At 36.6% G+C, this 23,975-nt stretch carries 19 protein-coding genes and 1 other annotated feature; of the genes, 12 read left to right on the top strand and 7 right to left on the bottom strand.

The genetic code is table 11. From position 1 onward, the window contains the following. Window positions 1-283: 283 nt before the first annotated feature. Entirely contained in the window at window positions 284-1,165 is an 882-nt protein-coding gene (locus ACQKMI_RS03435; protein WP_427487248.1) for an NAD-dependent epimerase/dehydratase family protein, read from the bottom strand. A gap of 91 nt (window positions 1,166-1,256) precedes the next feature. Further along, window positions 1,257-4,322, bottom strand: coding sequence for a transglycosylase domain-containing protein (locus ACQKMI_RS03430; RefSeq protein WP_427487246.1), 3,066 nt, complete (start codon window positions 4,320-4,322; stop codon window positions 1,257-1,259). A 102-nt stretch (window positions 4,323-4,424) separates the two neighbouring features. Then, window positions 4,425-4,628: a binding site (T-box leader), on the top strand. A 73-nt stretch (window positions 4,629-4,701) separates the two neighbouring features. On the opposite strand from ACQKMI_RS03430, the gene tyrS reads away from it, so the two are divergent. After that, window positions 4,702-5,970: a tyrosine--tRNA ligase gene (tyrS, locus tag ACQKMI_RS03425; protein WP_427487245.1), complete on the top strand. Its 1,269-nt coding sequence runs from the start codon at window positions 4,702-4,704 to the stop codon at window positions 5,968-5,970. A 396-nt stretch (window positions 5,971-6,366) separates the two neighbouring features. Here tyrS and ACQKMI_RS03420 read toward each other — a convergent pair whose 3' ends face one another. Together ACQKMI_RS03420 and ACQKMI_RS03415 are read right to left on the bottom strand one after the other, a co-directional pair. Next, window positions 6,367-7,176 carry a cobalamin-binding protein gene (locus ACQKMI_RS03420; protein WP_427487244.1) on the bottom strand — a complete coding sequence of 270 codons (810 nt, stop codon included), beginning with the start codon at window positions 7,174-7,176 and terminating at the stop codon, window positions 6,367-6,369. A gap of 120 nt (window positions 7,177-7,296) precedes the next feature. Next, window positions 7,297-8,502, bottom strand: coding sequence for an iron-containing alcohol dehydrogenase (locus tag ACQKMI_RS03415; protein ID WP_427487243.1), 1,206 nt, complete (start codon window positions 8,500-8,502; stop codon window positions 7,297-7,299). Between the two features lie 973 nt (window positions 8,503-9,475). Here ACQKMI_RS03415 and ACQKMI_RS03410 point away from each other — a divergent pair. The 5 genes from ACQKMI_RS03410 to ACQKMI_RS03390 all read left to right on the top strand — a co-directional run bounded on the left by ACQKMI_RS03410 (window position 9,476) and on the right by ACQKMI_RS03390 (window position 13,352). Continuing rightward, complete coding sequence (locus ACQKMI_RS03410; protein ID WP_427487241.1) at window positions 9,476-10,063, top strand: TetR/AcrR family transcriptional regulator; 588 nt, start codon at window positions 9,476-9,478, stop codon at window positions 10,061-10,063. 3 nt (window positions 10,064-10,066) lie between these two features. After that, the gene (locus ACQKMI_RS03405; RefSeq protein ID WP_427487240.1) at window positions 10,067-10,930 is read left to right on the top strand and encodes a CPBP family glutamic-type intramembrane protease; all 864 of its coding nucleotides are present in this window, start codon (window positions 10,067-10,069) and stop codon (window positions 10,928-10,930) included. A gap of 182 nt (window positions 10,931-11,112) precedes the next feature. After that, the gene (locus ACQKMI_RS03400; RefSeq protein ID WP_427487238.1) at window positions 11,113-11,607 is read left to right on the top strand and encodes a DUF3267 domain-containing protein; all 495 of its coding nucleotides are present in this window, start codon (window positions 11,113-11,115) and stop codon (window positions 11,605-11,607) included. A 351-nt stretch (window positions 11,608-11,958) separates the two neighbouring features. Beyond that, a complete protein-coding gene (locus ACQKMI_RS03395) occupies window positions 11,959-12,573 on the top strand; it encodes a hypothetical protein (protein ID WP_427487236.1) in 615 nt (204 codons plus the stop codon). A gap of 329 nt (window positions 12,574-12,902) precedes the next feature. After that, a complete protein-coding gene (locus ACQKMI_RS03390; RefSeq protein ID WP_427487234.1) occupies window positions 12,903-13,352 on the top strand; it encodes an ASCH domain-containing protein in 450 nt (149 codons plus the stop codon). A 188-nt stretch (window positions 13,353-13,540) separates the two neighbouring features. On the opposite strand, the gene rpsD is transcribed toward ACQKMI_RS03390, so the two are convergent. Then, entirely contained in the window at window positions 13,541-14,143 is a 603-nt protein-coding gene (gene rpsD, locus ACQKMI_RS03385; RefSeq protein WP_197144667.1) for a 30S ribosomal protein S4, read from the bottom strand. A 457-nt stretch (window positions 14,144-14,600) separates the two neighbouring features. Between rpsD and ACQKMI_RS03380 the strand changes: the two genes are divergently transcribed. Continuing rightward, window positions 14,601-16,478: a sensor domain-containing diguanylate cyclase gene (locus ACQKMI_RS03380; RefSeq protein ID WP_427487232.1), complete on the top strand. Its 1,878-nt coding sequence runs from the start codon at window positions 14,601-14,603 to the stop codon at window positions 16,476-16,478. A 154-nt stretch (window positions 16,479-16,632) separates the two neighbouring features. On the opposite strand, the gene ACQKMI_RS03375 is transcribed toward ACQKMI_RS03380, so the two are convergent. Next, window positions 16,633-17,112: a GAF domain-containing protein gene (locus tag ACQKMI_RS03375; RefSeq protein WP_427487231.1), complete on the bottom strand. Its 480-nt coding sequence runs from the start codon at window positions 17,110-17,112 to the stop codon at window positions 16,633-16,635. 25 nt (window positions 17,113-17,137) lie between these two features. Further along, the gene (gene hisJ, locus ACQKMI_RS03370; RefSeq protein ID WP_427487230.1) at window positions 17,138-17,932 is read right to left on the bottom strand and encodes a histidinol-phosphatase HisJ; all 795 of its coding nucleotides are present in this window, start codon (window positions 17,930-17,932) and stop codon (window positions 17,138-17,140) included. A 190-nt stretch (window positions 17,933-18,122) separates the two neighbouring features. On the opposite strand from hisJ, the gene ezrA reads away from it, so the two are divergent. The 5 genes from ezrA (at window position 18,123) to ACQKMI_RS03345 (ending at window position 23,833) form a co-directional block, all read left to right on the top strand. Next, entirely contained in the window at window positions 18,123-19,823 is a 1,701-nt protein-coding gene (gene ezrA / locus ACQKMI_RS03365) for a septation ring formation regulator EzrA (RefSeq protein WP_427487229.1), read from the top strand. Window positions 19,824-20,007: 184 nt separating this feature from the next. Further along, the gene (locus ACQKMI_RS03360; protein WP_427487228.1) at window positions 20,008-20,472 is read left to right on the top strand and encodes a GNAT family N-acetyltransferase; all 465 of its coding nucleotides are present in this window, start codon (window positions 20,008-20,010) and stop codon (window positions 20,470-20,472) included. A gap of 629 nt (window positions 20,473-21,101) precedes the next feature. Then, window positions 21,102-22,256 carry a cysteine desulfurase family protein gene (locus ACQKMI_RS03355; RefSeq protein WP_427414645.1) on the top strand — a complete coding sequence of 385 codons (1,155 nt, stop codon included), beginning with the start codon at window positions 21,102-21,104 and terminating at the stop codon, window positions 22,254-22,256. 2 nt (window positions 22,257-22,258) lie between these two features. Further along, window positions 22,259-23,467 (top strand): tRNA uracil 4-sulfurtransferase ThiI, encoded by a 1,209-nt coding sequence (gene thiI, locus ACQKMI_RS03350; protein WP_427487227.1) that lies wholly within the window; start codon window positions 22,259-22,261, stop codon window positions 23,465-23,467. Between the two features lie 150 nt (window positions 23,468-23,617). Then, on the top strand, window positions 23,618-23,833 hold the full coding sequence (locus tag ACQKMI_RS03345) for an alpha/beta-type small acid-soluble spore protein (protein ID WP_323649131.1): 216 nt from the start codon (window positions 23,618-23,620) through the stop codon (window positions 23,831-23,833). Window positions 23,834-23,975: the final 142 nt, after the last annotated feature.

The raw sequence follows: 23,975 nt of genomic DNA, 5'->3' as shown, positions 1-23,975 counted from the left end.
ACTTTGAATTCAATGAGAGCAAAGAAATTAGGAGAGGCTAACTGCCCGTAAAAACCCGATTGGTGAAGACTAATAATCAGTGGGGTAAAGAACACCCCCCCGATTAAAGTTTCACTTTATCCCGTATTAACGGGCAGTAATTCAAAAGAGAGGCGTCAGGTCCTCCCACTTTGAATTCAATGAGAGCAAAGAAATTAGGAGAGGCTAACTGCCCGTAAAAACCCGATTGGTGAAGACTAATAATCAGTGGGGTAAAGAACACCCCACCGATTAAAGTTTCACTTTATTGCAGCTCTTTTACTAACGTTTTCACTAGAGTAGGGAGCCAATCATGAAGGTGACTAAATGTAAAGCCTGCCGCTTCTGCCTTTGTAGTTGACATATACCAATCTGCTGGAACCCCGTATGGTGACTGCGACTTTTCATCGCCACCTACAAGAGAAATTTTTGCATGCTTTCCGGTTGTTTCTTCAATAAGACCTAGCAAATCCTTTATTGAAATTGCACCTGCTGCTGTTGCATTATAAGGTCCTTCAATTGGTGTAATGCCAGCAAAATACAAAAATGCAGCTGCTTCGTCATCTGTAATAAAGCTCATTTTTGCTTCAATATTTGGTAATGAAATAGGCTGTTCCTGTAAAATTCGTTCAACATGGAAATGTAAACGACGTGTATAGTCGTTCTCACCCATAACAATAGGGAAACGGACAGCGACAACAGGGAACGTAGCTTCATTGAAAAGTACTGCTTCTGCTTGACGCTTACCTTCACCATATGAAAAATCTTCGCGATTCCCCATTCGCACTTCATAATTAAATGGATTAAAATCTTCTTCTGTTTTGATAGTGCCGTCTATTTCGTAGGTGGATAGAGTAGATGTAAAAACGAGCTTTTTCGTTTTACCTTCTAAAATTTCACATATTTTAAGAGCTTCATTCGGAGAGTAGCAAATATTATCATAGACAATATCCCATGTAGTACTTGATAGTGCCTGTGCCAACGAATCGGAATCATCTCGATTAACAATTAACTGATTCACCTTCGTACCAAAAGGATTTCCACTTTGTCCACGTGTTAAAATAGTTACGTTATGTCCATTTTGAAGACAAAGCTCAACAAGTCTTTTACCAAAAAAGCGAGTGCCTCCTAAAACTAAAATGTTCAATTACTTCCACCCCTTCAAATTTATAGTCCTCTTTATCATGACAAAAAAACAGGCATACTACAATTACTTTTAAATGTAGTATGCCTGTTTATTATTGTGTAGGTGGGGTAGGCGGTGGAGTTGTTCCTCCGTTAGAGCCATTCCCATTGCTTCCGGAACCGTTGCCGTTATTAGAGCCATTTCCAGTGTTTCCGGAGCCGCTGCCGTTATTAGAGCCATTTCCAGTGTTTCCGGAACCGCTGCCGTTATTAGAGCCATTCCCGGTATTTCCAGAACCGTTGCCGTTATTTGAGCTGTTCCCGTTACTACCATCAGACCCATTGCCGTTTTCTGTGCCGTTTTCATTTTGGTTCGGGTCTTTGTCGTCCGTAGGTGGTGGGACCTCTTCTTGCTTGTCTTTTTCAGGTTGTTTTTCACTTGCGCTACCACCCGTAGAAACGGTATTGGATGGCGCTGAAGTTAAACCTGTAATATCTACAGCGACAACAACATAGGCTTGACCACTTGCTACCGTCGTACTTTGTGATGATTCAAGCACTGATCCGACAAGGGTTCTTCCACCATCTGTTACTTTATATATTCGATAACCGACTACATCATTTGAAGAGCCTGTCCAAGATAATGTATTCCCATTAATTGAAGCAGATACTGCTGCTGGCGGACTCTGATCTGCCGGGAAATTAACAGCTGATACCGATGAATTCGATAATGACGAATTTTTTGGTAATAGGCTGGCCGGGTTACCACCAAGTGGGCCTAGCATTCGTTTAATAAATGCCTGATTAATACCTGCACCGCTTGCTTTTACGAATTCTGCAGGTGTGCTAGGAAGGGCATTATAAGTTTTACCTTTTATCGTAACAACGCTTGATGAAGTTAAACTATCATCTGCTTGTGAAGGTAAAAATACTTTCGCGTTAAACAAATCAGAACGCACGAGACCAGCATTAGCACATGCTGCAGATGGCGCTAAACCAGAAATACCACAGAATGATGCAGTGACAACGTTTTTCGGTTGCACAAATCTAGTTTTAGGGGCAATAAATTGTGGATCTACATCATACACAGAATTCATTAATGTTCCCCATAGTTTATTAATTCTCACGCTAGGTCGTTGATACGTATTATTAAATGCATCTAGTGATTCATTTTTATCATAACCCATCCATACACCAAGAGAAACATTCGGGTTATAACCAACAAGCCAAACGTCTTTGTAGCCTTGTGAAGTACCTGTTTTAGCGGCAAAGTCAGCAGAGAATTTTAATGTATTTCTTGCAACTGTACCTGTTCCTTTTGTTAGCACATCTCGTAACATATCAGTAATGATATAAGAAGTTTCAGGACTAAATACTTGTTCAGGTTTAACTTCGTGTTTATAAATGATATTTCCATTTTGGTCTTCAATTCTATCAATCATATAAGAGTCTATAAATTGTCCACTATTTGCAAAAGTTGCAAAGGCATTGGTGTTCTCTTCAACAGTAATACCTTCTTCTACGGCTCCGATACCAGCTGAAATGTTTGTGAAGTCCTTAGGCTGTAAGGTTGTGATCCCCATCTTAACTAAGTAATCGGCAGGACGTCTGTTAAGAATACTATAATATAGACGTAAAGCTGATAAGTTTTGTGAATCTGCTAATGCCTCACGTGCAGGGATTAGTCCTCGTTCATCATTAGTATTATAGTTGTTTGGACTCCATTTACCAATAGAGAATTTTACGTCGACTAATGGGCTACCTGCACCGATTACACCGTATTCTATTGCAGGTGCATATACGAGTAAAGGCTTCATTGTTGAGCCATTTGAGCGTTTTGCCTGTGTAGCGTAGTTATAACTTTTTAATTCAAAATCACGACCACCGACAAAGCTTAAAATACGTCCAGTAGTATTTTCGATTAAAATACTGCCAACCTGTACAGGCATTTGAACATCAATTTCTTCACCTGTTACAGGATCTTTGTCTTTAACGGTGTAAGTATGACCGTAATTTTGAAAGTTTTCCGCTGCTTTTTGCATCGAATCGTACATATCCTTATTAATAGTTGAATAGATACGATAACCTTTTGAGCGGACATTACGATCTGCTAGGATCGTATACTTATCTTTTAATTTTTTCTCATTTTTTAAGCGTTCTGGATCAATACCATCTTCTTCTGCTAGTTTTTCCGCAATAATGTCTTTTGCTCGACTTTCAAGCTCATACGTTAGCCAAGGGTAGCGATCTTCTGCGCGCATTTCTGGTGAACGGAAGTCAGCAGTGATATCGTAAGTAAGTGCTTCTTTATATTGAGCTTCGTTAATATAACCTGCGTCTTTCATACGATAAAGAACAGTTTTCATACGATCAATACCCGGTTGAAGAGCTTCTTTACTTTTAAGTACACCTGTATTTGTGAAAGGTGTGTAAGCAAAAGGTGATTGAGGAATACCAGCTATATACGCTGCTTGAGGAAGCGATAAATCCTTTGCTTTTACATTGAAAATACCTTCAGCAGCTGTTTCTACTCCTGCAATGTTTCGACCGGAAGCATTACGACCATAAGGAATAATGTTTAAATAGGCCTCTAAAATTTCTTCCTTTTTCATAAAGTGCTCTAAACGCATTGCAAGTAAAAGTTCTTTTGCTTTTCGTTCATAAGATACTTCATTTGTTAATACTTGGTTTTTAATAAGCTGTTGTGTTAATGTAGAGCCACCAGTTTGTGTGGAAGAGTTGGTCACGTCTTGAACTAGCCCACGGATAACGGCCTTCGGAACTATTCCGTTATGTTCACGGAAATACTCGTCCTCTGTCGCTAATACCGCATTCACAACATCAGGTGCGACATCGTTTAATGTTGTTACTCGACGGTCTAAATCCGTCCGTAATTTTCCGATATAAATATCGTTGGCAAAATAAATTTCACTTGTTGAATCGTAGTTGAAAATTTCTTTTCTTAATTCTTCCTTAGAGCGTAGTGGCTCTTCTTTTACAAGTGAAGCAAAATAGCCCGCTCCAACTGAACCGGCAAATACAGTGCCTACCAATGCAAAGACTAAAAATAGTAAAAATAAGTTCCAGGCAACACTTCCTGAAATACGTAATTTCTTCATCCATTTTTGTTGAATTAATTCATCGATCTTTGCATTGATTTTCTCAATCCAATCTTTCAATGTATCGACCTCCTAAAATCTTGTCTATTATAGCACATATTGATTTAGGTCGAACATAATTATTGACAATGAAAAAGAATCGTTTAGAATAATGTTTATAGTTTTCTAGCGAAGAAGAGCTTGCAGTAGTGTCTATATTCCCTGTATAGAGAGCCAGCGGTTGGTGAAAGCTGGTCATAATATAGAGACGAATTACGTGCTTGGAGCTTAGACGTGCGCGCCTGCGATAAAGGCGGTTGAATGAAGAGGAAGATGGATGACATCTTCAAGCTGGGTGGTACCGCGTTAGTTTATAACGTCCCTGCATGCAATGTTTTGCGTGTAGGGACTTTTTTGTTTCTCCCTACACGGAATTATTAAACACTAAGGAGGAATAAAAATGACGAACGAATTATTACAAGACTTAGAATGGCGCGGATTGTTATACCAACAAACTGATGCTGAAGGTATGGCCAAATTATTAGATGAACAATCTGTATCTTTATACTGTGGTGTTGATCCAACTGCGGATTCTATGCATATTGGACATATTGTCCCTCTTTTAACGCTACGTCGATTCCAAAAAGCGGGCCACCGTCCGATTTTATTAGTTGGTGGTGCAACTGGAATGATTGGAGATCCATCTGGTCGCTCTGAAGAACGCCAATTACAAACAGTTGAGCAAATTGATAAAAATGTTCAAGGTATCCGTAGCCAGTTAGAGCGTATTTTTGAATTTGCAGAAGATGGAAATGGTGCTCAGTTAGTTAATAACCGTGACTGGATTGGCAATATAAATACGATTGAGTTTTTACGTGATTACGGAAAATTAATTAACGTGAACTACATGTTAGCAAAGGATACGATTGCATCACGCCTTGATACAGGGATTTCATTTACTGAGTTTGCCTATACATTAATTCAAGGTATTGATTACAATCATTTATACAACCACTACAATTGTCGCATTCAAGTAGGTGGCTCTGACCAGTGGGGCAATATTACAACTGGTTTAGAAGTTATTCGTAAAACACATGAGGAAGAGACGAAAGCTTTTGGTATCACTATTCCTTTAGTAACGAAAGCAGACGGTACGAAATTCGGTAAAACAGCAGGTGGTGCTGTATGGTTAGATAGTAAGAAAACATCTCCATATGAGTTCTACCAATTCTGGATTAATGCTGCGGACGCTGATGTTATAAAATACTTAAAAATCTTCACATTCCTTTCTCGTGAAGAAATTGAAGCTTTAGCAGTATCTGTAGAAGAGGAACCACATTTACGTAAGGCGCAAAAAGCACTAGCTGTAGAAATGACTCGCTTAGTTCATGGTCAAGAAGCATTAGACCAAGCAATCCGTATTACGGCTGCTTTATTCTCAGGCGACTTAAAAGCACTTTCTGCTGATGAAATGAAGGATGCGTTTAAAGATGTTCCTTCTATTGAAATGGCGAAAGAAGATAAAAACATTGTGGAATTATTAGTGGAAGCGGGTATTTCACCTTCAAAACGTCAAGCTCGTGAAGATGTAACGAATGGTGCGATTAGCGTGAACGGTGAAAAGGTCACTGAATTAGAATATGTGATCGACGGCAAAGATCGTTTAGAAGATGCATTCAGCATTGTTCGTCGTGGTAAGAAAAAATACCATATGGTGAAGTTTGTTTAATTCAGACTCATACAATAAAACGAAACATCCCCTAATATTTGAGGGGATGTTTTTTTGTTATGTTGGAAATTAAAATGGTCAAGGAAATCTTTACTCTTTCAACTGTGGGAGAGCGTCAAATCAGTTTTCTCTGTTTTGTATGCGCTGAAACTTCGCTTTTGCACAGATAAACATTGCCGGTGACGCTTCTCTATATTAATAAATGAGAGTGACATGACCAAAAGATATAAGATAATTAAATGGTTGATTGGAGTGAAGGCTGGGCGACTCCTCGGGGATCAGCGTCACAGATGAGACCCTGCAGCGAAGCGAAGCGGCTCATCGGGCGCCCCCAGGAAAGCGCCCAGCCGGAACGGAAATCAACCCCTTCTTTTGCAGAAGAGCTATACTTTCATTTTAGCTATCTAAAAAACTTGGAAGCTTTATGTGCTCATATTCTTTGGGGTGAAGCAACTTCGCAAGCTTCAATGCACCCTCTATGAGGCGTGGTGATGGACGACAATAAAGCCATTCCTCCATTACGTGAAGCTGTTTCATTTTAACGGCTTGTAGCTCCTGCGCATGTGAACGTTTTAATAAATTGGCCGGTTGAATACGCTCAAAGGCAACGCCTACCCAAGCCATCATAATATAGTCTGGGTCACGCCTAACTACATCAGCCCAATCAGTTTGCACACTTGCTAGTTCTACATCTTGAAACAGATTTTGCCCACCGGCAATGGCACTAATTTCAGTTAGCCAATTAATGTTACCTGGAGTAAAAATAGGATTTGGCCACCATTCCCAATAGAGAGTAGGTTTTTTAGGAATCGTTTGAGCAACTGTGCGAAGACGATCGATACATTGTAAATATTCCTCAGAAATTTCTTTTGCACGCCCTTCAACTCCACAAGCTTTACCTAAAGTATGGAGATCCTGAGCGATTTCCTCCAATGAATTAGCATTAAAAACAATATGGGGGATATTTCTAGCTTGTAACGCTTCAATATTTTTTTCCATGCCGGGGACACTTAAGGATGCGAGGACAAGATCAGGCTGTAATGCTTCTAATGCATCCATATTAATTGATAAATCTGGGCCAAGTTGAGGTAAGTCTTTTACTGCTAATGGCCAATCTGAAAAATCATCGACACCAACAAGTTGTTCAGTCAGGCCTAAATAAGCCACAAGCTCGGTATTACTCGGACAAATTGAGATTAAACGCATCTTCTTATCTCCAATTCTTTTTAAGAAAAGTATAGCGAGTGTTGGGGTCACATACAATGCCCGAATGCTGTCCACAACAAAAAAGGCATGCCTGCAAGAGACATGCCTTTTGATGACTTATTAAGAAAGTGCGATAGCTTCGAGTGATTCTTCTTTTTTCGCTACAGGGCCCATCGCATTTGTAATAATTTGTTTAATTTCCTCTAACGTTGCTTTACGTGGGTTTGTTGCAGCGCATACATCTAGCATTGCGTTTTTCGCTAAGATCTCGATATCCTCATCCTTCGCACCTAATTCGCGGAAGCCACTTGGAATGTTCAAATCTCTAGAAAGATTTTCAATTGCTACAATTGCTTTCTCAGCAGCATCACGTTTACTTAACGTTTCAACGTTTTCGCCTAACAATTCTGCGATTCTCGCAAAACGCTCAGTACGTGCTGTTAAGTTGAAGCGGCAAACATGTGGCAATAAAATAGCGTTACATACGCCGTGTGGTAGATTATAGAAACCACCTAATTGATGAGCAATTGCATGCACATAGCCAAGTGATGCATTATTAAACGCCATGCCTGCTAAAAATTGTGCGTAAACCATTTGCTCGCGTGCTTCTAAATCTGCACCGTTTGCATAGGCACGTGGTAAATATTCAGGAACTAGCTGAAGTACCTTTTCTGCGCATGCATCAGTAATTGGTGTTGCGTTTGTCGACACAAATGATTCGATTGCATGTGTTAATGCATCTAAACCAGTTGCTGCCGTTAGAGCAGGAGGTAAGCCAATCATTAGTTCAGGGTCATTAATCGATAGTAGTGGAGTAACATGTTTGTCCACGATAGCCATCTTCACTTTACGAGCTGTATCCGTAATAATTGTGAAGCGCGTCATTTCACTTGCTGTACCAGCAGTTGTGTTAATAGCGATTAATGGAACCAGTGGGTTTTCTGATTTGTCAACGCCCTCGTAATCATGAATGCGTCCACCATTCGAAGCAATAAGTCCGATACCTTTTGCTGCATCGTGTGCGCTACCTCCTCCAAGAGAAACGATTGAATCACAGTTTTCAGCATGATACACTGCAATTCCGTCTTCAATGTTTTGATCTGTTGGATTCGGTTCTGCTTTCGGGAAAATTGCTACATCTATTCCAGCAGCTATAATGATGTTAGCAATTTGTTCAGAGAGACCTAATTTGTGTAAGCCCTCATCTGTTACGATTAATGTCTTTTTCACTTCTAAATCATTTAAGCGTTTACCAACTTCTTGAATTGCTCCAGGTCCAAATAAGTTTGTTTTCGGCATAACAAATTGCTTTAGAACGTCTGACATATTTCCAACCCCTTTAAAATAATTGTTATTGCTTGAATGATGGCGAACCACCTTTCGAAATTCATATTATTCTATTTTTTGTAAAAGTTCAACTCGTATTTTTATTAAAATTGTTAATTTTAATCGTGTTATTATTTTACAAAAAAGTTAGATGTTTATTTGATATGATGAAAGGTTGAATTGTCTAGGAGTATTGATTTGAAAACGTTTTGAAAATTGTTTTCCTATGAAAGTAAAATATATTTTTTGGAAATGTGTTCTATTTTAAAGGAGTATTGAATAGTAAATAACTGATAATTAGTTTTTGATATATTCGTAGTGTAAATATTGTTTTATTATTGTGTAATTACTATTTTAAAGTACATAAAATCGTCATAATTTATAGGAATATTTAAAATTACTCGATCCTTCTTTTTAAAATGTTTAAGGAAATCCATAATGCAAGAACTAAATAAAGAATGACCGTATATCCGAGTAATACGCACATATAGAAAATTACTTTTGAATCAGAATATATAGGAGGATAACCACTGTGAGCATTAAAATGATATACCTCCTGCTCATAACCGAACCAAATAGCTACTAACAAAAAGCTGATTAAAAGGAGAGTCAGTAAAGCTTTTTTATGAAAAGTGATGTGCAGCAGACTTTCTTTAAAAGAAATTGGACGCTGTATTTCCTTGCTTTGACGCTTTTTAAAGGGAACTAAGAAAAAATCATGATGCCACTATAAACTAAAACCATCACAGTAAGTTCAGAAACCCCCATTATTTCCTCCTCATTTCTAATATTTTTTATTTAGACTTCCGTAAAGATAAAAGGGTTCCTTTTTCATTGATACATATTAATTAATATTTACAAACTGGAATGAAAACTTATTAAATCTTTTATTTTTTGGGCACTTTTCAGGGATATTTTTAATTTTATTGAATAATATTTCAATGAAAATATGTTCAATAAAGGGGTGGTGGAAATGTCCATTAGAAATGAACAAAAAGAACAACGAAGGGCCTTAATTTTACAATCTGCATTAGATTTGTTTATTCGGAAGGGATATGGTGAAACGAAAGTTGCTGATATTGCTAAAGCTGCTAATATGAGCATGGGGTTGCTTTTTCATTATTTTGACTCTAAGGAAATGCTTTTTGAAGAGCTAATTCGCATAGGCTGTGAAAGACTTAAGATGGATTTTAATGTTATGAATGAATCACCGTTGGCAATTTTCATAGCGGCTGCTGAAGATTTGTTTGACATGATCCGTACAAACCCGTCTGCAGCAAAAATGTTTGTGCTGATGGAGAATGCACAACATCTTGATTCCTTGTCGGAAGATTTAAAAGAAATGCTTATGGAAGCAGATAAATTAATAAAAAAGAGTATTCCTTTAATAAAGAAGGGGCAGTTGCTAGGTGAAATTAAACAGGGAAATGCTGAAGCGCTTGCGGTAGCATTTTGGTGTTCTATTCAAGGAATCGCTCAATACATTGCGCTGCATCCCGAAACTCCTTGTCCCAATGTAATGTGGGTTATTTCAATCCTTGAAAACAGGGAGGCGGATTGAAAAATGAAAACTAAACGCAACTTAATAATCTTTATAGTTGTCGTTTTGCTATGTGGTTGGCTTGGTGTTTTTGTAGATCGCTTCATCCCTGGACAGCCTAGAGGTGACACACTTGGAATGGGGATTTGGCTAGTATTTCCGCTGCTGACAACTATACTGTTACGTGTTTTTGCAGGAGATGGTTGGCGAGATATAAGCATATTACCTAATTTGAAAGGTAATATAAAATGGTATATTGTCTCGCTCCTAGTCTATCCTGTCATCACTTCTATAGTTTTGTTAGTAAGCTATCTATTTGGCTGGATGGATTTTTCGGATTTTAATGTAGATGCATTAGTTTCAGTTTTTGTTGGTGGTTTACTGATTCAATTTGTTAAAAACTTTTTTGAGGAATCAGTTTGGAGAGGTTATTTGACAAGTAAACTTTTAACGTTAAAAGTAAATGATTTTTGGTTGTATTTTATTGTTGGTGGTGTTTGGGGAGCGTGGCATATTCCATACTTTTTAGTGTTCTTATCAGAAAGTGATATCCTCAATGTGCTTCCTGTAAATAGGTGGCTATTTGCATTAATAGGTATTGCGACGATGATTTGCTGGACAGTAATGTATACAGAAATTTATTTAATGACGAAAAGTATTTGGCCACTTGTCCTTATGCATATGACAGAAGATGCGCTTGTAAATCCACTTATTCTTGATGGATATATCAAAATTGCTCAGGGAAAAGAATTTCTTGTTTCTCCAACGGCAGGCATTATAACTACAATTCTTTACCTAATGGTTGGGCTTCTATTGCGAACTAAACGAAAAAAGCTGGAGAGGGAAATTGTATTAAAATCAACTACAACAGCTATCGTTAAAATATAATAAGTGTAGCGATGAATAAAGATCATAGAAGCCGTTAATTGAATATTTTGTATGTTTTGTGGGATTTTATGTTAAAATAAACATATTGAATTTGTGAAGTTTTACATCGATGTTAGTAGATTAAATGATGAGCGAGGGGAACACTTATGATAATGTGGTTTCGACACTTACCACCGAAAAGTATGGATTTATCAAAATGGACTCCTTTCATACAGAATAATTGGTATCGAAAACATTATATGAAGTTTGTATATCTACTTCAGATTATCATTTTTCTGATACCCTATTTCTTTGGAACAGGGTTCACTCATATTAATATATTTCTTCTCATTATAATAGGTGTCTTTGTCTTCGTCATTCACGAATGTCTACACATTTTTGTCATAAACAAAAAAGGTGATATTAGCTTAACATTTAGCGGAATATTTTTTTGGCTAAATACAAATGCAATCCTATCCAAAATGAGATTTTTGGTCTTTATGAGCTTGCCGTTTATTGTATTATCGGTGGTTCCTGGCATTATGTCGTTCTATGTATCTGGAAATACCAAATCAATCATATTATTTGTAAGTTGGATAAACTCGGTGATTTCCTCCTCAGATATCGTAAATTCATTTTTAATTGCAATTAAACCGAAGAACTCGGTTTTTTGCAGAGGTTATTATCGAGTGAAATAGTATTAAAGGGTTACTCAAATGCGTTTAAACTAAAGGCGTTAGGTTAAACTTACGATATTTGGAAGTGGAAAGACTGATATCAAGTTATCTTAGGGTGACAACCTTCAAACGTATGTAAATAAATAGGCCAAACATATTATATATAATATGTTTGGTTTATTTTTTATGATTCTGTTCGTAACGATTATTGTTTTATCTTGTCTTACTCAACTAACGGAGCAGGTTTGTTGAAGAGTGTTGTTTAACTTGTGTTCAACAATCGGGCCAATTAATAAAGTATAATAAAGTAATTCATTGTGAACATGGGAGTAATAAGAAATAATTCCTGACAAATTGATTGGAGGAGTAAAAATGCAAGGCATTAAACGCTACTGCTCGTTTGTAATTCTTATCTTGTTGTTAACAGGGTGTGCGGGTGTGGAAAAAGATAAAACGTCCTCAAATGCGAAGATAACTATTGAGCCATATAACATGAGTGAAAAAGAAAGTCTGCTTATTAGCAAATCGGGAGTAGGGCATATTGAATTTTTTAAACTAAATGGCACTTTAGCTGAAGATGATGATTTGCAAATCTCGGTGGAAGTATTTGAAAAAGGTAAGTTTAAAGAAGAATTACTAAAAACCTGGGATGACCCCGAAAAAAATTATAAAGATATCCTCATTTCATTTGGAATAAGTGACTTTAACGATGAAGTTCGTCCCTTAAAATTGATATCTGGCATACCTTCTGGGCTTGCTACAACGAATTATTCAAATAACATGACGTCTTCTTCTTTCAGTAATTTAGTAGGCGAAAAGGTTACTTTAAAGAAAAACAAACCTGTTTATTTAGCCGCATGGCTAGGCACTACAAAAAATGAGCTGCGTTCTGTAGGAAGCGAAAATGGTGAATTACCTGCCAGCATTGCAGAAGCTGAGCTCGCATTTTTATACAGAGTTTTATGGACTGATAAGGAAAAGAATTAACATTAGCAGTGTAATCGGAATAAGGAGATACCGGAACTGGTATTATATATTGGGTAATTCAATTAACGGGCGCTTTAGTAGAAGAACTTTGAGCTGATCAGACAGCTCTTTTTTATTCAACTCCCATGAAAGAACTTAATTATCTTTCATTTTCTGTGGTGAAGAGCTTATTTTTGCGCTTCATGGATGGCTAACGGGGCAGGATAGTTGAAGAGTGCTGTATGACCTTTGTTCAACATTTGGTCATTTAATGAAAATAGATTTTTAGATTGCTTAATCTATTTATGATAGAATTTTACTAAAATAAAAGACGTATATGGAGGAATACTATGAATCAGGCGGCTCAGGAATACTGGAATGAATATTGGAAGAATCAAAATCAACCTCAGTCTGTTAGTGCATGGCAATTTGGGGCCGATCCTGATTATCTCGCGCAATTGGTGGTAGATGGAAGTAAAACTGCAACGTGCTCAGGATATATTTTTTATGAACTGGAGAATGAACCACTGCCAACAACGGAGGATTACAGCATTATTTTAAACAGCAATGATAAACCTGTAGCAATTATTAAAACAGTAGAAGTTACGCTAACTCCTATGAATGAGGTCACTGAAGAGTTCGCTATTGCAGAAGGTGAAGGAGATAGAACCTATAAATATTGGTGGGTAGCTCATGAAAAATTCTTCAGAAATGAGTTAAACGCAATCGGACGTGAATTTTCGGAAGATATGCTTCTTGTTTGTGAGCGTTTTAAAGTGGTGGATGTGAAGAGTGGGTAAGATTCATTCTTATTAGATATATTGTTGTCACCATTACAAAAGCATTAATAACTTACCGCAATTCAGCCCCGAAACAATGGTTTTTAATGCATTGTTGTGCATTGTCGATAAAAAGCAAAAACCCTAGAGAACCTTATTATAAAAGGTTTTCTAGGGTTTTCTAAACTACTCTTTGCAGAGCAATTTAATTAACGAGAGTAGTACTCTACGATGAATGCTTCGTTGATTTCAGCTGATAATTCAGAACGCTCTGGTAGGCGAGTGAATGTACCTTCTTTTTTGTCAGCATCAAATGTTAAGTAGTCAGGTACGAAGTTGTTTACTTCGATTGCTTCTGTTACTACAGCAAGGTTTTGAGATTTTTCACGAAGAGAAATCGTTTGACCTGGTTTTACGCTGTATGAAGGGATATCAACGCGTTTGCCATCTACTAAGATGTGGCCGTGGTTTACTAATTGACGAGATCCACGACGAGTACGAGCTAAACCTAAACGGTAAACTAGGTTGTCAAGGCGAGTTTCAAGAAGGATCATGAAGTTTTCACCGTGTACACCTTTCATTTTACCAGCGCGGTCAAATAGAGTACGGAATTGACGTTCGTTCATGCCGTACATGTGACGAAGTTTTTGTTTTTCTTGAAGTTGTAAACCGTATTCTGATAATTTTTTACGTTGGTTTGGACCGTGTTGACCTGGTGCGTAAGGGCGTTTTTCGATTTCTTTACCTGTACCGCTTAGTGAGATACCAAGACGACGTGATAATTTCCAAGATGGACCTGTATAACGAGACATATTGTTGTCTCCTCCTTTAAATTTGGTTTTTTTGTTGTAAAACAAAAACCAGTAGTACCCATTCTTATACGCATTTTATTTTCATGTATTTTCGCCTATGCAGCCGTTAGGTTACACAATACACCATCTATTTGAATCTGTTAGTTAACCTAAATAAAATAGAGGAATAAAATACAGTAATAAGCTCATACCACTGCTGCGTTTATTTTACACAAACTTCATTGTAACTGCTTATTTCATAGACGTCAATTATTACACTAACTATTTTCAAAAAAGAACTATAGTAAAAATTTCCTCTCTATACACGATGCAAAATTTTGGGATAGTTAATGATGCAGTGTGAAATGTAAAATATAAAAGTAAAGTAGAATAACATAGTCAAAATGACACAAATTATGTATAATATACAATAAGTTAATAGTAATTGATTTGTACGTTATATAGAAAAGGTGATTTCATGACAGACCATTTACAAACGCTAAAATATATAAAATCAGATGTTTTGAGCATTTGGGTGAGTTCTAAAGAACAAACTGGTTTAAATGAGTATTTTCACCCATTAAAACAGTGTCTAAAAAAGCATTTTGGAATTGAAAATGTGGCATTTCTCAGTTTAGAAGGTAATTCTTTAATACCTGTAGAAGAGATGGCTACTTTAACAATTGAAACAAAACTAAATGCTGTGTCATGGTTAATGATTGAAGCTAGTTTTTATCAACAGAGAATGGTAAAAATTCCTTATATATTAAAAGAAAAAGTAGACTATACGATGATGACAGATATGGTCCTTTTCCAAGCAGAAGGCAAAAATCCAATTGGTGTGCTACTTGTAGAGGCAACAGATGCTTGGACAGACTTTATGACTTCTAATTACGGGGAAGAAAGTATAGAAACGCTAACGAAAGTTCTTCAGTTGATGAGAGAAAATTATGAAGTAAAAGTGAATGAAGATCAATATAGAAAATTGTATAATATGACAGATTTATTTCATTCAACTATGGATATTGATTTAATTTTAGAAAATGTCTTAAAAAATATTAAGGATAATTTTCCTGAATTTAATGTGGAGCTTATACTATCGAATGATCAAGACCGCCATACGACTATCGATATTAAGCTTTTTGATTACTTATCTGAAAGGCCTGCTACTATTGAGGCTTTTGTCTCAGGAGAACTGACGACGGAACTTGCTAGCGATTTGAATTGTCGAGTATTAAACGCCCCTATTAAAGGGAGACAAGCTATTTATGGTATTTTACAAGTAAGTGCACCTACAACGTATCTTTTTTCAACGACTGAAAAAGATTTTGTACGAATGCTAGCACAAACATCAGGAAATGCGCTCGAAAATGCAAAATTATATCATCAATCACATCGCCTTGTGAGTGATTTGCAACTCATCAATGAAACATCACATCGTTTAAATATGAGAATAGACATTAATGAAATGTTACTTTTCCTTCAAAAGCAGTTAATGAAATCCTTTCAACCAATGGAAGTTTGTTTCGCTTTTAAGCATAATGACACATTTGAAGTGACCGATGCTAGTACGACCTTATTTAATACAGAAAAGGGTCAAACATTTATAAAACATGTTGAACAACATTTTGAAAATACCGATGATCCACTATTTATTGCTGATTTCAGCCGATTAACCCCTAATCAAATTGAATATCGTTCAATTATGGCAATCCCGATTTTAATGGAAGAAAAAATTAATGGCTTTAGTATTGTGTTACACAAGGAGCCATATTTCTTTTCGTTTGATAGCTTTAAATTAATGCAATCATTAATCCATCACTCTTCTTTAGCAATTGCAAACTCAATACTACGAAATCAACTTCAGGAAATGGTAGATTTAGACCATTTAACAAAATTGTATGCAAGAAGTTATTTAGACCAGTATGTAGAAAAGTCACTTAAAAGTGATCAATCAGGGATGTTCTTACTCATTGACATTGATAATTTCAAATGTGTGAATGATACGTATGGTCATCAAATTGGTGATAAGATTCTTATGCAAATTGCGTTAAAGTTAAAAGAAATGATTGGAGCTCGTGGTATTTGTGCACGCTGGGGTGGAGAGGAAATGTCTGTGTATGTCCCGAATATTGAGGAGAAAGAAGCAATCGAATTGGCAGAAGCAATCGTTGCAGTAATTCCAAATACAACAGATCCTCAGGTGACAATTTCAGCAGGTCTTATAACATGGGATGAACTGTATCGTCCAGCGTTTCAATCTGTTTTCCTACATGCAGATACAGCGCTTTATGAAGCGAAAAACAGTGGTAAAAATCGATTTTGTATGCATGATCGACCGTATCAAATAAATTAATAGTTCGCCTAAAATTAGGGATGAACAATCCGGCACATCGGACGCCGCTAGGAAACCGCTCAGAACAGAAATCGACTTCACGAAATAAAATGTCGGGCATCTTTTCACAATGAAATACCCTGAAATGATACTAAATCATTTCAGGGTATTTTTTTTATAAATGGGAGAGTAAGGTTTTTACGAATAGCTCTAACCCCTCTTGATCTCCCTTAGAAAAGCGATTAACGATTGGACTATCGATATCAAGAACACCGATGATCTCCCCTTCTTTTTTCAAGGGAATCACGATTTCGGATTGGGAAGCGGCGTCGCAGGCAATATGCCCTGGGAAGTCATGTACGTCTTTTACCACCATTGTTTCTTCTTTACTTACAGCTGTTCCACAAACACCACGTCCAATAGGTATTCTAACGCAGGCAGGTAAGCCTTGGAATGGCCCTAATACAAGTTCCTCTCCTTGTAATACATAAAAACCAACCCAGTTAATGTTCGGCAGAAATTGATTTAGTAATGCAGAGGCGTTACTTAAATTAGCAATGCGATTGCTTTCTCCTGTAAGTAGGGCATCTAATTGTTTGGCCAAAGTATTATATTGCTCAGCGATTGGCCCTTCATAATTAATTTGAGTAAACATAAAAGCACCTCATTTTGAAAGTTATTTATTTTGGATATACAACATTATAGTGTTGATGCAAATCAGCAACAGTATGGGCATCTGAACCGAAAACAACGGGAAGCCCAATAGATTTACTGTAATCTATGAAGGAAAATGGTGGATAAGTTTCCTGACAATGTGTTTTACTTAATCCAGCGCTATTTAAATCTAGCTCATAGCCTTCTTCCTTCATTAAATCTAAAACTTTTCGAATCTGTGCAGAATCATCAATTTTCACCTTATGTGCTAATTGGAATTTGTGAATAAGTGAAGGATGCCCAATGCGCTTAGGCTTGTATTGTCCTAAATCTGCTTTAATGGATTGTAGGACGGTATCGTAATATAAATTATACACTTGTTCAATAGAGCCCACTTTTTTTGAAAAAGCCATAAAACTTTCTGGAGAAAAGTCTATGCATTCAAAGGTATTGTGCCATTGTAAAAAATGAACAGATAAAATAGAGTCATCTAAAAAGTGTCCATATGTATCAAGAAATTGACGAGTTTCTTGTTCAAAGCCTTGAATATAGTCAACCTCTAGTCCTATATGAATGCGAATGTCTTTTGTGTATTCCTTTTGAAGGCGCTGTAAATCTTCAAAATAAGGCATTAAAAATTCTGGATTCATACCACTGTCTTGCTGTGGTGTAGGGTCAACAAAATTCAATGGCAATGGTGCATGTTCTGTAAAGCTAATATCTGTGAAATCATGAGAGATTGCTTTTTCTATATACTGCTTAAATGAATCAGAAGTACCGTGTGGACAATATGGGCTATGAACATGGCCGTCACATTTCATAAATACCACTCCTTTATATTTTGGATAATAACACTTATATTTGCGCATATTGTTCAAAAATTAAGTAGTTGTTATTCTTAAAAGGCATAATTACACAAAAAACACTCAAATTTTAGTACAAAAGGCGATAACATAGTATATAATAAATACAACTAGCCAATTCGTTTATTGTAGAAATAGGAGGCTTACGATGGAGTATATCATCATTCCAGTTATCCTACTATTAATTTTAACGATAGTAGGATTTATGATGCGACGAAAACATACAACAATCATTGCTAAACTTGAAAATGAAAAATCCCAAATACAAAACAATCCCATAAATGAGGAAATTTCAAAAGTTAAATCTTTAAACATGAACGGTGAAACGGAAGAAATGTTTGAACGATGGCGTAATAGTTGGGATGAAGTCATCGACGTACATATGACAAAAATTGATTCACTTTTATTTGATGCAGAGGATCAAATCAATAGACTTCGTTTTAATAAAGCAACGTTAATTGAACGTGAGATAGAAGAGTACATTAAAAAGTGTGAACAAGATAAAGATAAAATTTTAGAAGAACTAAATGAATTAATTGGCAGCGAAGAAAAAAATCGTATTGAAATTGAACAATTAAAAGAATACTATCGCTCTGCACGTAAAACATTGTTAGCACACCAACATTCATTTGGGGTAGCATTACCAGCTTTGGAGAAAAAGCTGGAGACGTTTGTTCAAAAGTTTGAGGAATTCGATGTGCTTACTAGCGAAGGAAATTATTTGCAGGCGCGAGAAATTGTTATTGGCTTAAACCAAGAATCACAACAGACATTTGAATATATCAATGATGTCCCATCAATTTTGACTGAATTGCAAGTGAAGCTTCCAGGAGCGGTACAGGAATTACGAAGTGGCCAACGTGAAATGGAGGAGCAATCCTATTATTTACAGCATTTAGAGTTAACTGAAGAGCTTAATAAATTTGATGAAGAATTTGTGACATTAAAAAGTGAATTAGCAGAGCTTAACTTAAATGTTGTTAAACCACGTGTTACGGATATAAATGAAGAGATTGATCATTTTTACGATCTACTTGAAAAAGAGGTTATTGCTAAAAATTATGTTGACCAAAATTGTGATCGTTTATTAAGCTCAATCACCAATGTTATTAGTTCAACAAGATTAGTAAGTGATGAAGCAACCTTTGTGCAGCAAAGCTATCGCTTAAATGAAAAAGATGCAGAAATTCCAAAAGCTGCATTAAAGCAATTAGAGGCTCTACAACGTCGCTATGACTTATTGGCGATGCGTGTTAGAGAGGAAAAATCTGCATATTCAAGTTTGCAGGAAGAATTGATTGAAATTAACGATGAGCTAGAACAGATTCATGAGGAGCAAGGTCATTTGTCAAATACGATGAAGAAGCTACGAATTGATGAAAACAAGGCTCGCACGCAAGTAGAAAACTTAAAGAAAACATTACAAGAAACAGATCGTCTATTGAATAAGGCAAATATTCCAGGTATCCCTGAAGAGATGGATGCCCGTCTAGATGAGGCAGCAGAGCATATTTATTTAGTTATGCAAAGCCTGCAAGAGGTACCTCTCAACATGGGAACAGTTCATAATAATTTAAATGCTGCAACACTTTGTGTAGAGGATGTAAAAGCGAAGTCGCATGAATTAATTGAAAATGTAATGCTGATTGAGCGTATTATTCAGTATGGTAATCGTCATCGTGCAACAAATCCAAAATTGAATTCTCGTTTAAAAGAAGCAGAAGGATCTTTCAATCAATTCCGTTATTCCAAAGCATTAGAAGAGGCTGGAACAGCAGTTGAAGAAATGGAGCCGGGTGCTTTAAAGCGAATTCAAGAACTTGTAGCAGAAAAAACAGTGTCAAAATAGTCAAGTATAATAAGAAATTACAGAAGCTGTCTAAAAGGTATTGTCATTACTTTTTTGACAGCTTTGTTTTTATGATGCGGAATTTCTCCAAATAAATGTTTGTTGGGAAGACCTTCTCCAGACTTTTGGGGAATCTATATATGATGCCTCATCCCAATTATTGTTTAAAGTAGAGGTGTTTATAATGCAATTTTATAGTCGGGAAATGAATGAAATGTATGCGACTGATATATTAAATTGGAAATATGAAGAACCATATGATTTTTACAACAATGAACTTTGCGACGAATCGCTAAAAGAATTTCTTGAAAGTCCGTATTATTCTATTGTCAATGATAAAAAAGAGCTAGTCGGTTTTTTCTGTACAGGAACATCTGCGCAAGTACCTAAAGGACATGACTATGGCGCATATGTAGAAGAATGCATGGATGTTGGGGTAGGGATGAAGCCTGGGCTGACAGGAAAAGGTTATGGTGCGGAATTTTTTTCATTTATCTTAAATGAGCTACAACAAGAAAAAAATTGTCCTCTTCGTTTAACAGTAGCTACCTTTAATACAAGAGCCATTCACCTATATGAAAAATTAGGCTTTGAAAAAGTTATGGACTTCACTGCTTCAACTGAATTTATAACAATGAAGAAAGGTTAATGAATCAGCTAGTCAATTAAGAAAAATTTGTGGATCGCTTGTTTTTCTTGAACTACTAGTGTGAAATAAGCTTACAATACAGTTAAATATAGCAGAGTTGGCTTTTGCTGAAAGTAGAGGGTGGCATTTCAAAAAACGTATGCTATGTAAATAAGTTGATCTTCGTTACGACTGGGCGACTCCTCGGGGATTTGCGTTAGGGGAACGAAGGCTAAAATCATCACATCCTGTGATAAAACCTTCGTGACCAACATCGGTGCTGTTGCTGTCGCTGCGCTTTCGCACAAACAAAGCGGCTCATCGAACGCCCCCAGGAAGCTCTGCTCTGCGCGAAAGCGAAGCGACAGCAACAACAACAACAAAGCGCCCAGTCGGAACGGAAATCAACCCCACGTTATGGTGATGAGCCTAACAATGCAAAAATCAAATTTATTATGCTACTTAATTTTTAGTTAGAAACGTTCATAGTAAGTCTTTAAGGTGCCGCTCTATAAAGGGTGATTTTTCACATTAAAAGCAAACAAATAAGTGATTAAATTAGGATAATTGTTAAAGTTAGTAGTCAATTGCTGAAGATTGCGTTATGATAAATACCGTTAAATCAACGTTTTGAAAGTGTGTGAATATTAATGGAAGTTAATACAATCTATTTAGACAACAGTGCAACAACAAAACCTTTAAAAGAGGTTATGCAAGCATTTATGGTAGTGAATGAGCAGTATTATGCCAATCCTGCTTCCATTCATGCAATGGGTGTTGAATCAAACGAATTATTAATGCGTGCACGTGAGCAAGTAGCAGATATTTTGCATACAGAAGCAAAAAATGTGCTATTTACATCAGGTGGTACTGAATCCAATAACACAGCTATATTTGGTTTAGCACGTAGCAACACACATAAAGGAAATCATATTTTAACAACTGAAATAGAGCATCCATCTGTCCTAGAATCTGTGAAGCAACTTGAGCAAGACGGTTTTGATGTAGAATACTTGCAGGTAGATGAAAACGGAGTTATTTCTTTAGAGGAGCTTCGCACAAAAGTGCGTAAGGATACCATTTTAGTAAGTATGATGCATGTAAATAATGAAATGGGTGCAATTCAACCAATTTTTGAAGCTGCAAAAATTATTCATGAATCGAGTCGTGCAGCTTTTCACGTAGACGCGATACAAAGCTTTGGGAAGTTACCGATATCATTTAACGATGACGAGGGACCAGACTGTATTTCAATTTCAGGTCATAAAATTCATGGCTTTAAAGGTTCGGGTGTACTCGCATTCCGTAAAAAGATGAAATGGCAACCGTATGCACTTGGCGGAGGGCAGGAATTTGGTTTGCGTAGTGGAACAGTAGCTGTACCGCAAGCTGTAGCCTTATCCAAAGCAGCCCGAATAGCCATAGCGACGATGAGTGACCGTGCGAAAAAATACCGTCAATGGTATGAAGAAATATGTACGCAATTACGTGGATATGGGGATGTAGTGCATATTTTATCAACACCAAAAGGAGCGGCACATATTTTATCTTTTAGTATTCGCGACTTAAAAGGTGAAGTCATTATCAATGCATTGCAAAAGCGCAATGTAATTGTATCGACATCGAGTGCATGTTCATCGAAACAGACAAAAACAAGTCATGTTGTTGAAGCTCTAAATATCGATGAGCATTTTAAAAATGGTGTTATTCGTATAAGTTTTGGCGCGCATGTAACAAATGAAGATATAGAAAAGTTTAAACAAGTATTAGATGAAGTATTGACTGAACTTAAAGGAGAATTATAAAAATGATTTGGAAAGAAATTTTAATTCGATATGGAGAGCTTTCTACAAAAGGCCGCAACAAGATGGATTTTATTCGTCGTTTACGTGAGAACATTCGTCATGCGTTTTCGGATTTAGGACATTTACACATTCGCACAGAGCGTGATCGAATGTTTATAGCCATTCAAGATGAAGCACAAATGGATGTTCTATTAAAAGGATTACCTAAAATTTTTGGTATCCAATCATTTAGTCCCGTGGCAGCATGTGAAAAAGATATCGAGGCCATGAAAAAACTTGCCATAACAATTATGGATACATTTAAAAATGAGCAGCTTACTTTTAAAGTAGAAGTAAAGCGCACAGATAAAACATTTCCGTTAGAATCACATGCCATTCAACGCGAAATTGGTGGTTATGTATTACCACAATATCAAAATTTATCAGTAAAGGTGAAGAAGCCTGATATCGAACTTCGTGTAGAGGTGCGTCATGATGCAACATATATGATGGCACAAGTAATTCCGGGTGCAGGTGGAATGCCTGTAGGCTCGAATGGTAAATCTTTATTAATGCTTTCAGGTGGTATCGATAGTCCTGTTGCCGGTTATTTAATGATGAAACGTGGAGTGCGCTTAGAAGCGATTCACTTCTTTAGCCCACCATATACAAGCCAAAATTCATTGGAAAAAGTAAAGGTACTTGCTAATGAATTAACGAAATTTGGAGCTAGTATACGTTTACACGTTATTCCTTTCACTGAAATTCAAGTTCTTATAAAAGAAAAAGTACCTTCTAATGTATCAATGACAACAACTCGTCGTATGATGCTAAAAGTTGCTGACAAAGTACGTGAAGAAATTGGTGCACTAGCTATTGTTACAGGTGAAAGTCTTGGACAAGTAGCGAGTCAAACTCTTGAAAGCCTTACAGCTATTAATGCCGTAACGAACACACCGATTTTACGTCCATTAATCTCATCAGATAAATTAGAAATTATCGATATTGCAGAGAAAATTGGCACATACGAAACGTCTATCCAGCCATTTGAAGACTGCTGTACAATTTTTACTCCTGCAAGTCCAAAAACAAAGCCAAAGCTTGAAAAGGTTGAGCATTACGAAAGCTTCTCGGATTTTGATGAACTCATCGAACGAGCAGTGAAAAATCGTGAAGTCTATATTTTCCCGAAAAAAGAACAAGAAGCAGATAAATTTGCGGATCTTCTATAGAAGAAACTTGTGATTTCATAAGAACCGACTCAAATGTCCATTTGAGTCGGCTTTTTTTGTCTACTTCCTTCTGAGGTACAATTTACCTATAATTTTTTTGTATTAAAAATCTAATAACGCACATTCTATATTCACAAGGAGGTGAGAAACATGACAAACAACAACAACCGCAGTTCAAACAAGCTTGCTGTACCTGGTGTAGAGCATGCACTTGATCAAATGAAATACGAAATTGCACAAGAATTTGGTGTTCAATTAGGAGCTGACGCTTCAGCTCGTGCTAACGGTTCCGTTGGCGGTGAAATCACTAAACGTCTTGTACAAATGGCAGAATCTCAATTAAAAGGTATGCCAAACAACCAATAATTGCATAATCAGCAATTAAAATTAAAACCAGTGACCGTAAAAGGCACTGGTTTTAGTTTGTTTAAATTGTTTATTTTTTATCCCGTTTTAACGGGCAGTAATTTATCTATATCAAAAGAGAAGCGTCAGGTGCTCCCATTTC

Origin of the sequence: Lysinibacillus sp. NPDC097214, from assembly GCF_050277945.1 — a bacterium.
In the GTDB taxonomy this organism is placed as follows: Bacteria; Bacillota; Bacilli; order Bacillales_A; family Planococcaceae; genus Lysinibacillus; species Lysinibacillus xylanilyticus_B.
The sequence above is the reverse complement of the archived record's forward strand: the minus strand, read 5'-3'. Positions and strand labels throughout refer to the sequence as shown.

Coding starts and splice junctions, on each gene's coding strand:
- tyrS (WP_427487245.1), top strand. CDS start 4,702: ATGACGAACGAATTATTACAAGACTTAGAATGGCGCGGATTGTTATAC.
- ACQKMI_RS03420 (WP_427487244.1), bottom strand. CDS start 7,176: ATGCGTTTAATCTCAATTTGTCCGAGTAATACCGAGCTTGTGGCTTAT.
- ACQKMI_RS03415 (WP_427487243.1), bottom strand. CDS start 8,502: ATGTCAGACGTTCTAAAGCAATTTGTTATGCCGAAAACAAACTTATTT.
- ACQKMI_RS03410 (WP_427487241.1), top strand. CDS start 9,476: ATGTCCATTAGAAATGAACAAAAAGAACAACGAAGGGCCTTAATTTTA.
- ACQKMI_RS03405 (WP_427487240.1), top strand. CDS start 10,067: ATGAAAACTAAACGCAACTTAATAATCTTTATAGTTGTCGTTTTGCTA.
- ACQKMI_RS03400 (WP_427487238.1), top strand. CDS start 11,113: ATGGATTTATCAAAATGGACTCCTTTCATACAGAATAATTGGTATCGA.
- ACQKMI_RS03395 (WP_427487236.1), top strand. CDS start 11,959: ATGCAAGGCATTAAACGCTACTGCTCGTTTGTAATTCTTATCTTGTTG.
- ACQKMI_RS03390 (WP_427487234.1), top strand. CDS start 12,903: ATGAATCAGGCGGCTCAGGAATACTGGAATGAATATTGGAAGAATCAA.
- rpsD (WP_197144667.1), bottom strand. CDS start 14,143: ATGTCTCGTTATACAGGTCCATCTTGGAAATTATCACGTCGTCTTGGT.
- ACQKMI_RS03380 (WP_427487232.1), top strand. CDS start 14,601: ATGACAGACCATTTACAAACGCTAAAATATATAAAATCAGATGTTTTG.
- ACQKMI_RS03375 (WP_427487231.1), bottom strand. CDS start 17,112: ATGTTTACTCAAATTAATTATGAAGGGCCAATCGCTGAGCAATATAAT.
- hisJ (WP_427487230.1), bottom strand. CDS start 17,932: ATGAAATGTGACGGCCATGTTCATAGCCCATATTGTCCACACGGTACT.
- ezrA (WP_427487229.1), top strand. CDS start 18,123: ATGGAGTATATCATCATTCCAGTTATCCTACTATTAATTTTAACGATA.
- ACQKMI_RS03360 (WP_427487228.1), top strand. CDS start 20,008: ATGCAATTTTATAGTCGGGAAATGAATGAAATGTATGCGACTGATATA.
- ACQKMI_RS03355 (WP_427414645.1), top strand. CDS start 21,102: ATGGAAGTTAATACAATCTATTTAGACAACAGTGCAACAACAAAACCT.
- thiI (WP_427487227.1), top strand. CDS start 22,259: ATGATTTGGAAAGAAATTTTAATTCGATATGGAGAGCTTTCTACAAAA.
- ACQKMI_RS03345 (WP_323649131.1), top strand. CDS start 23,618: ATGACAAACAACAACAACCGCAGTTCAAACAAGCTTGCTGTACCTGGT.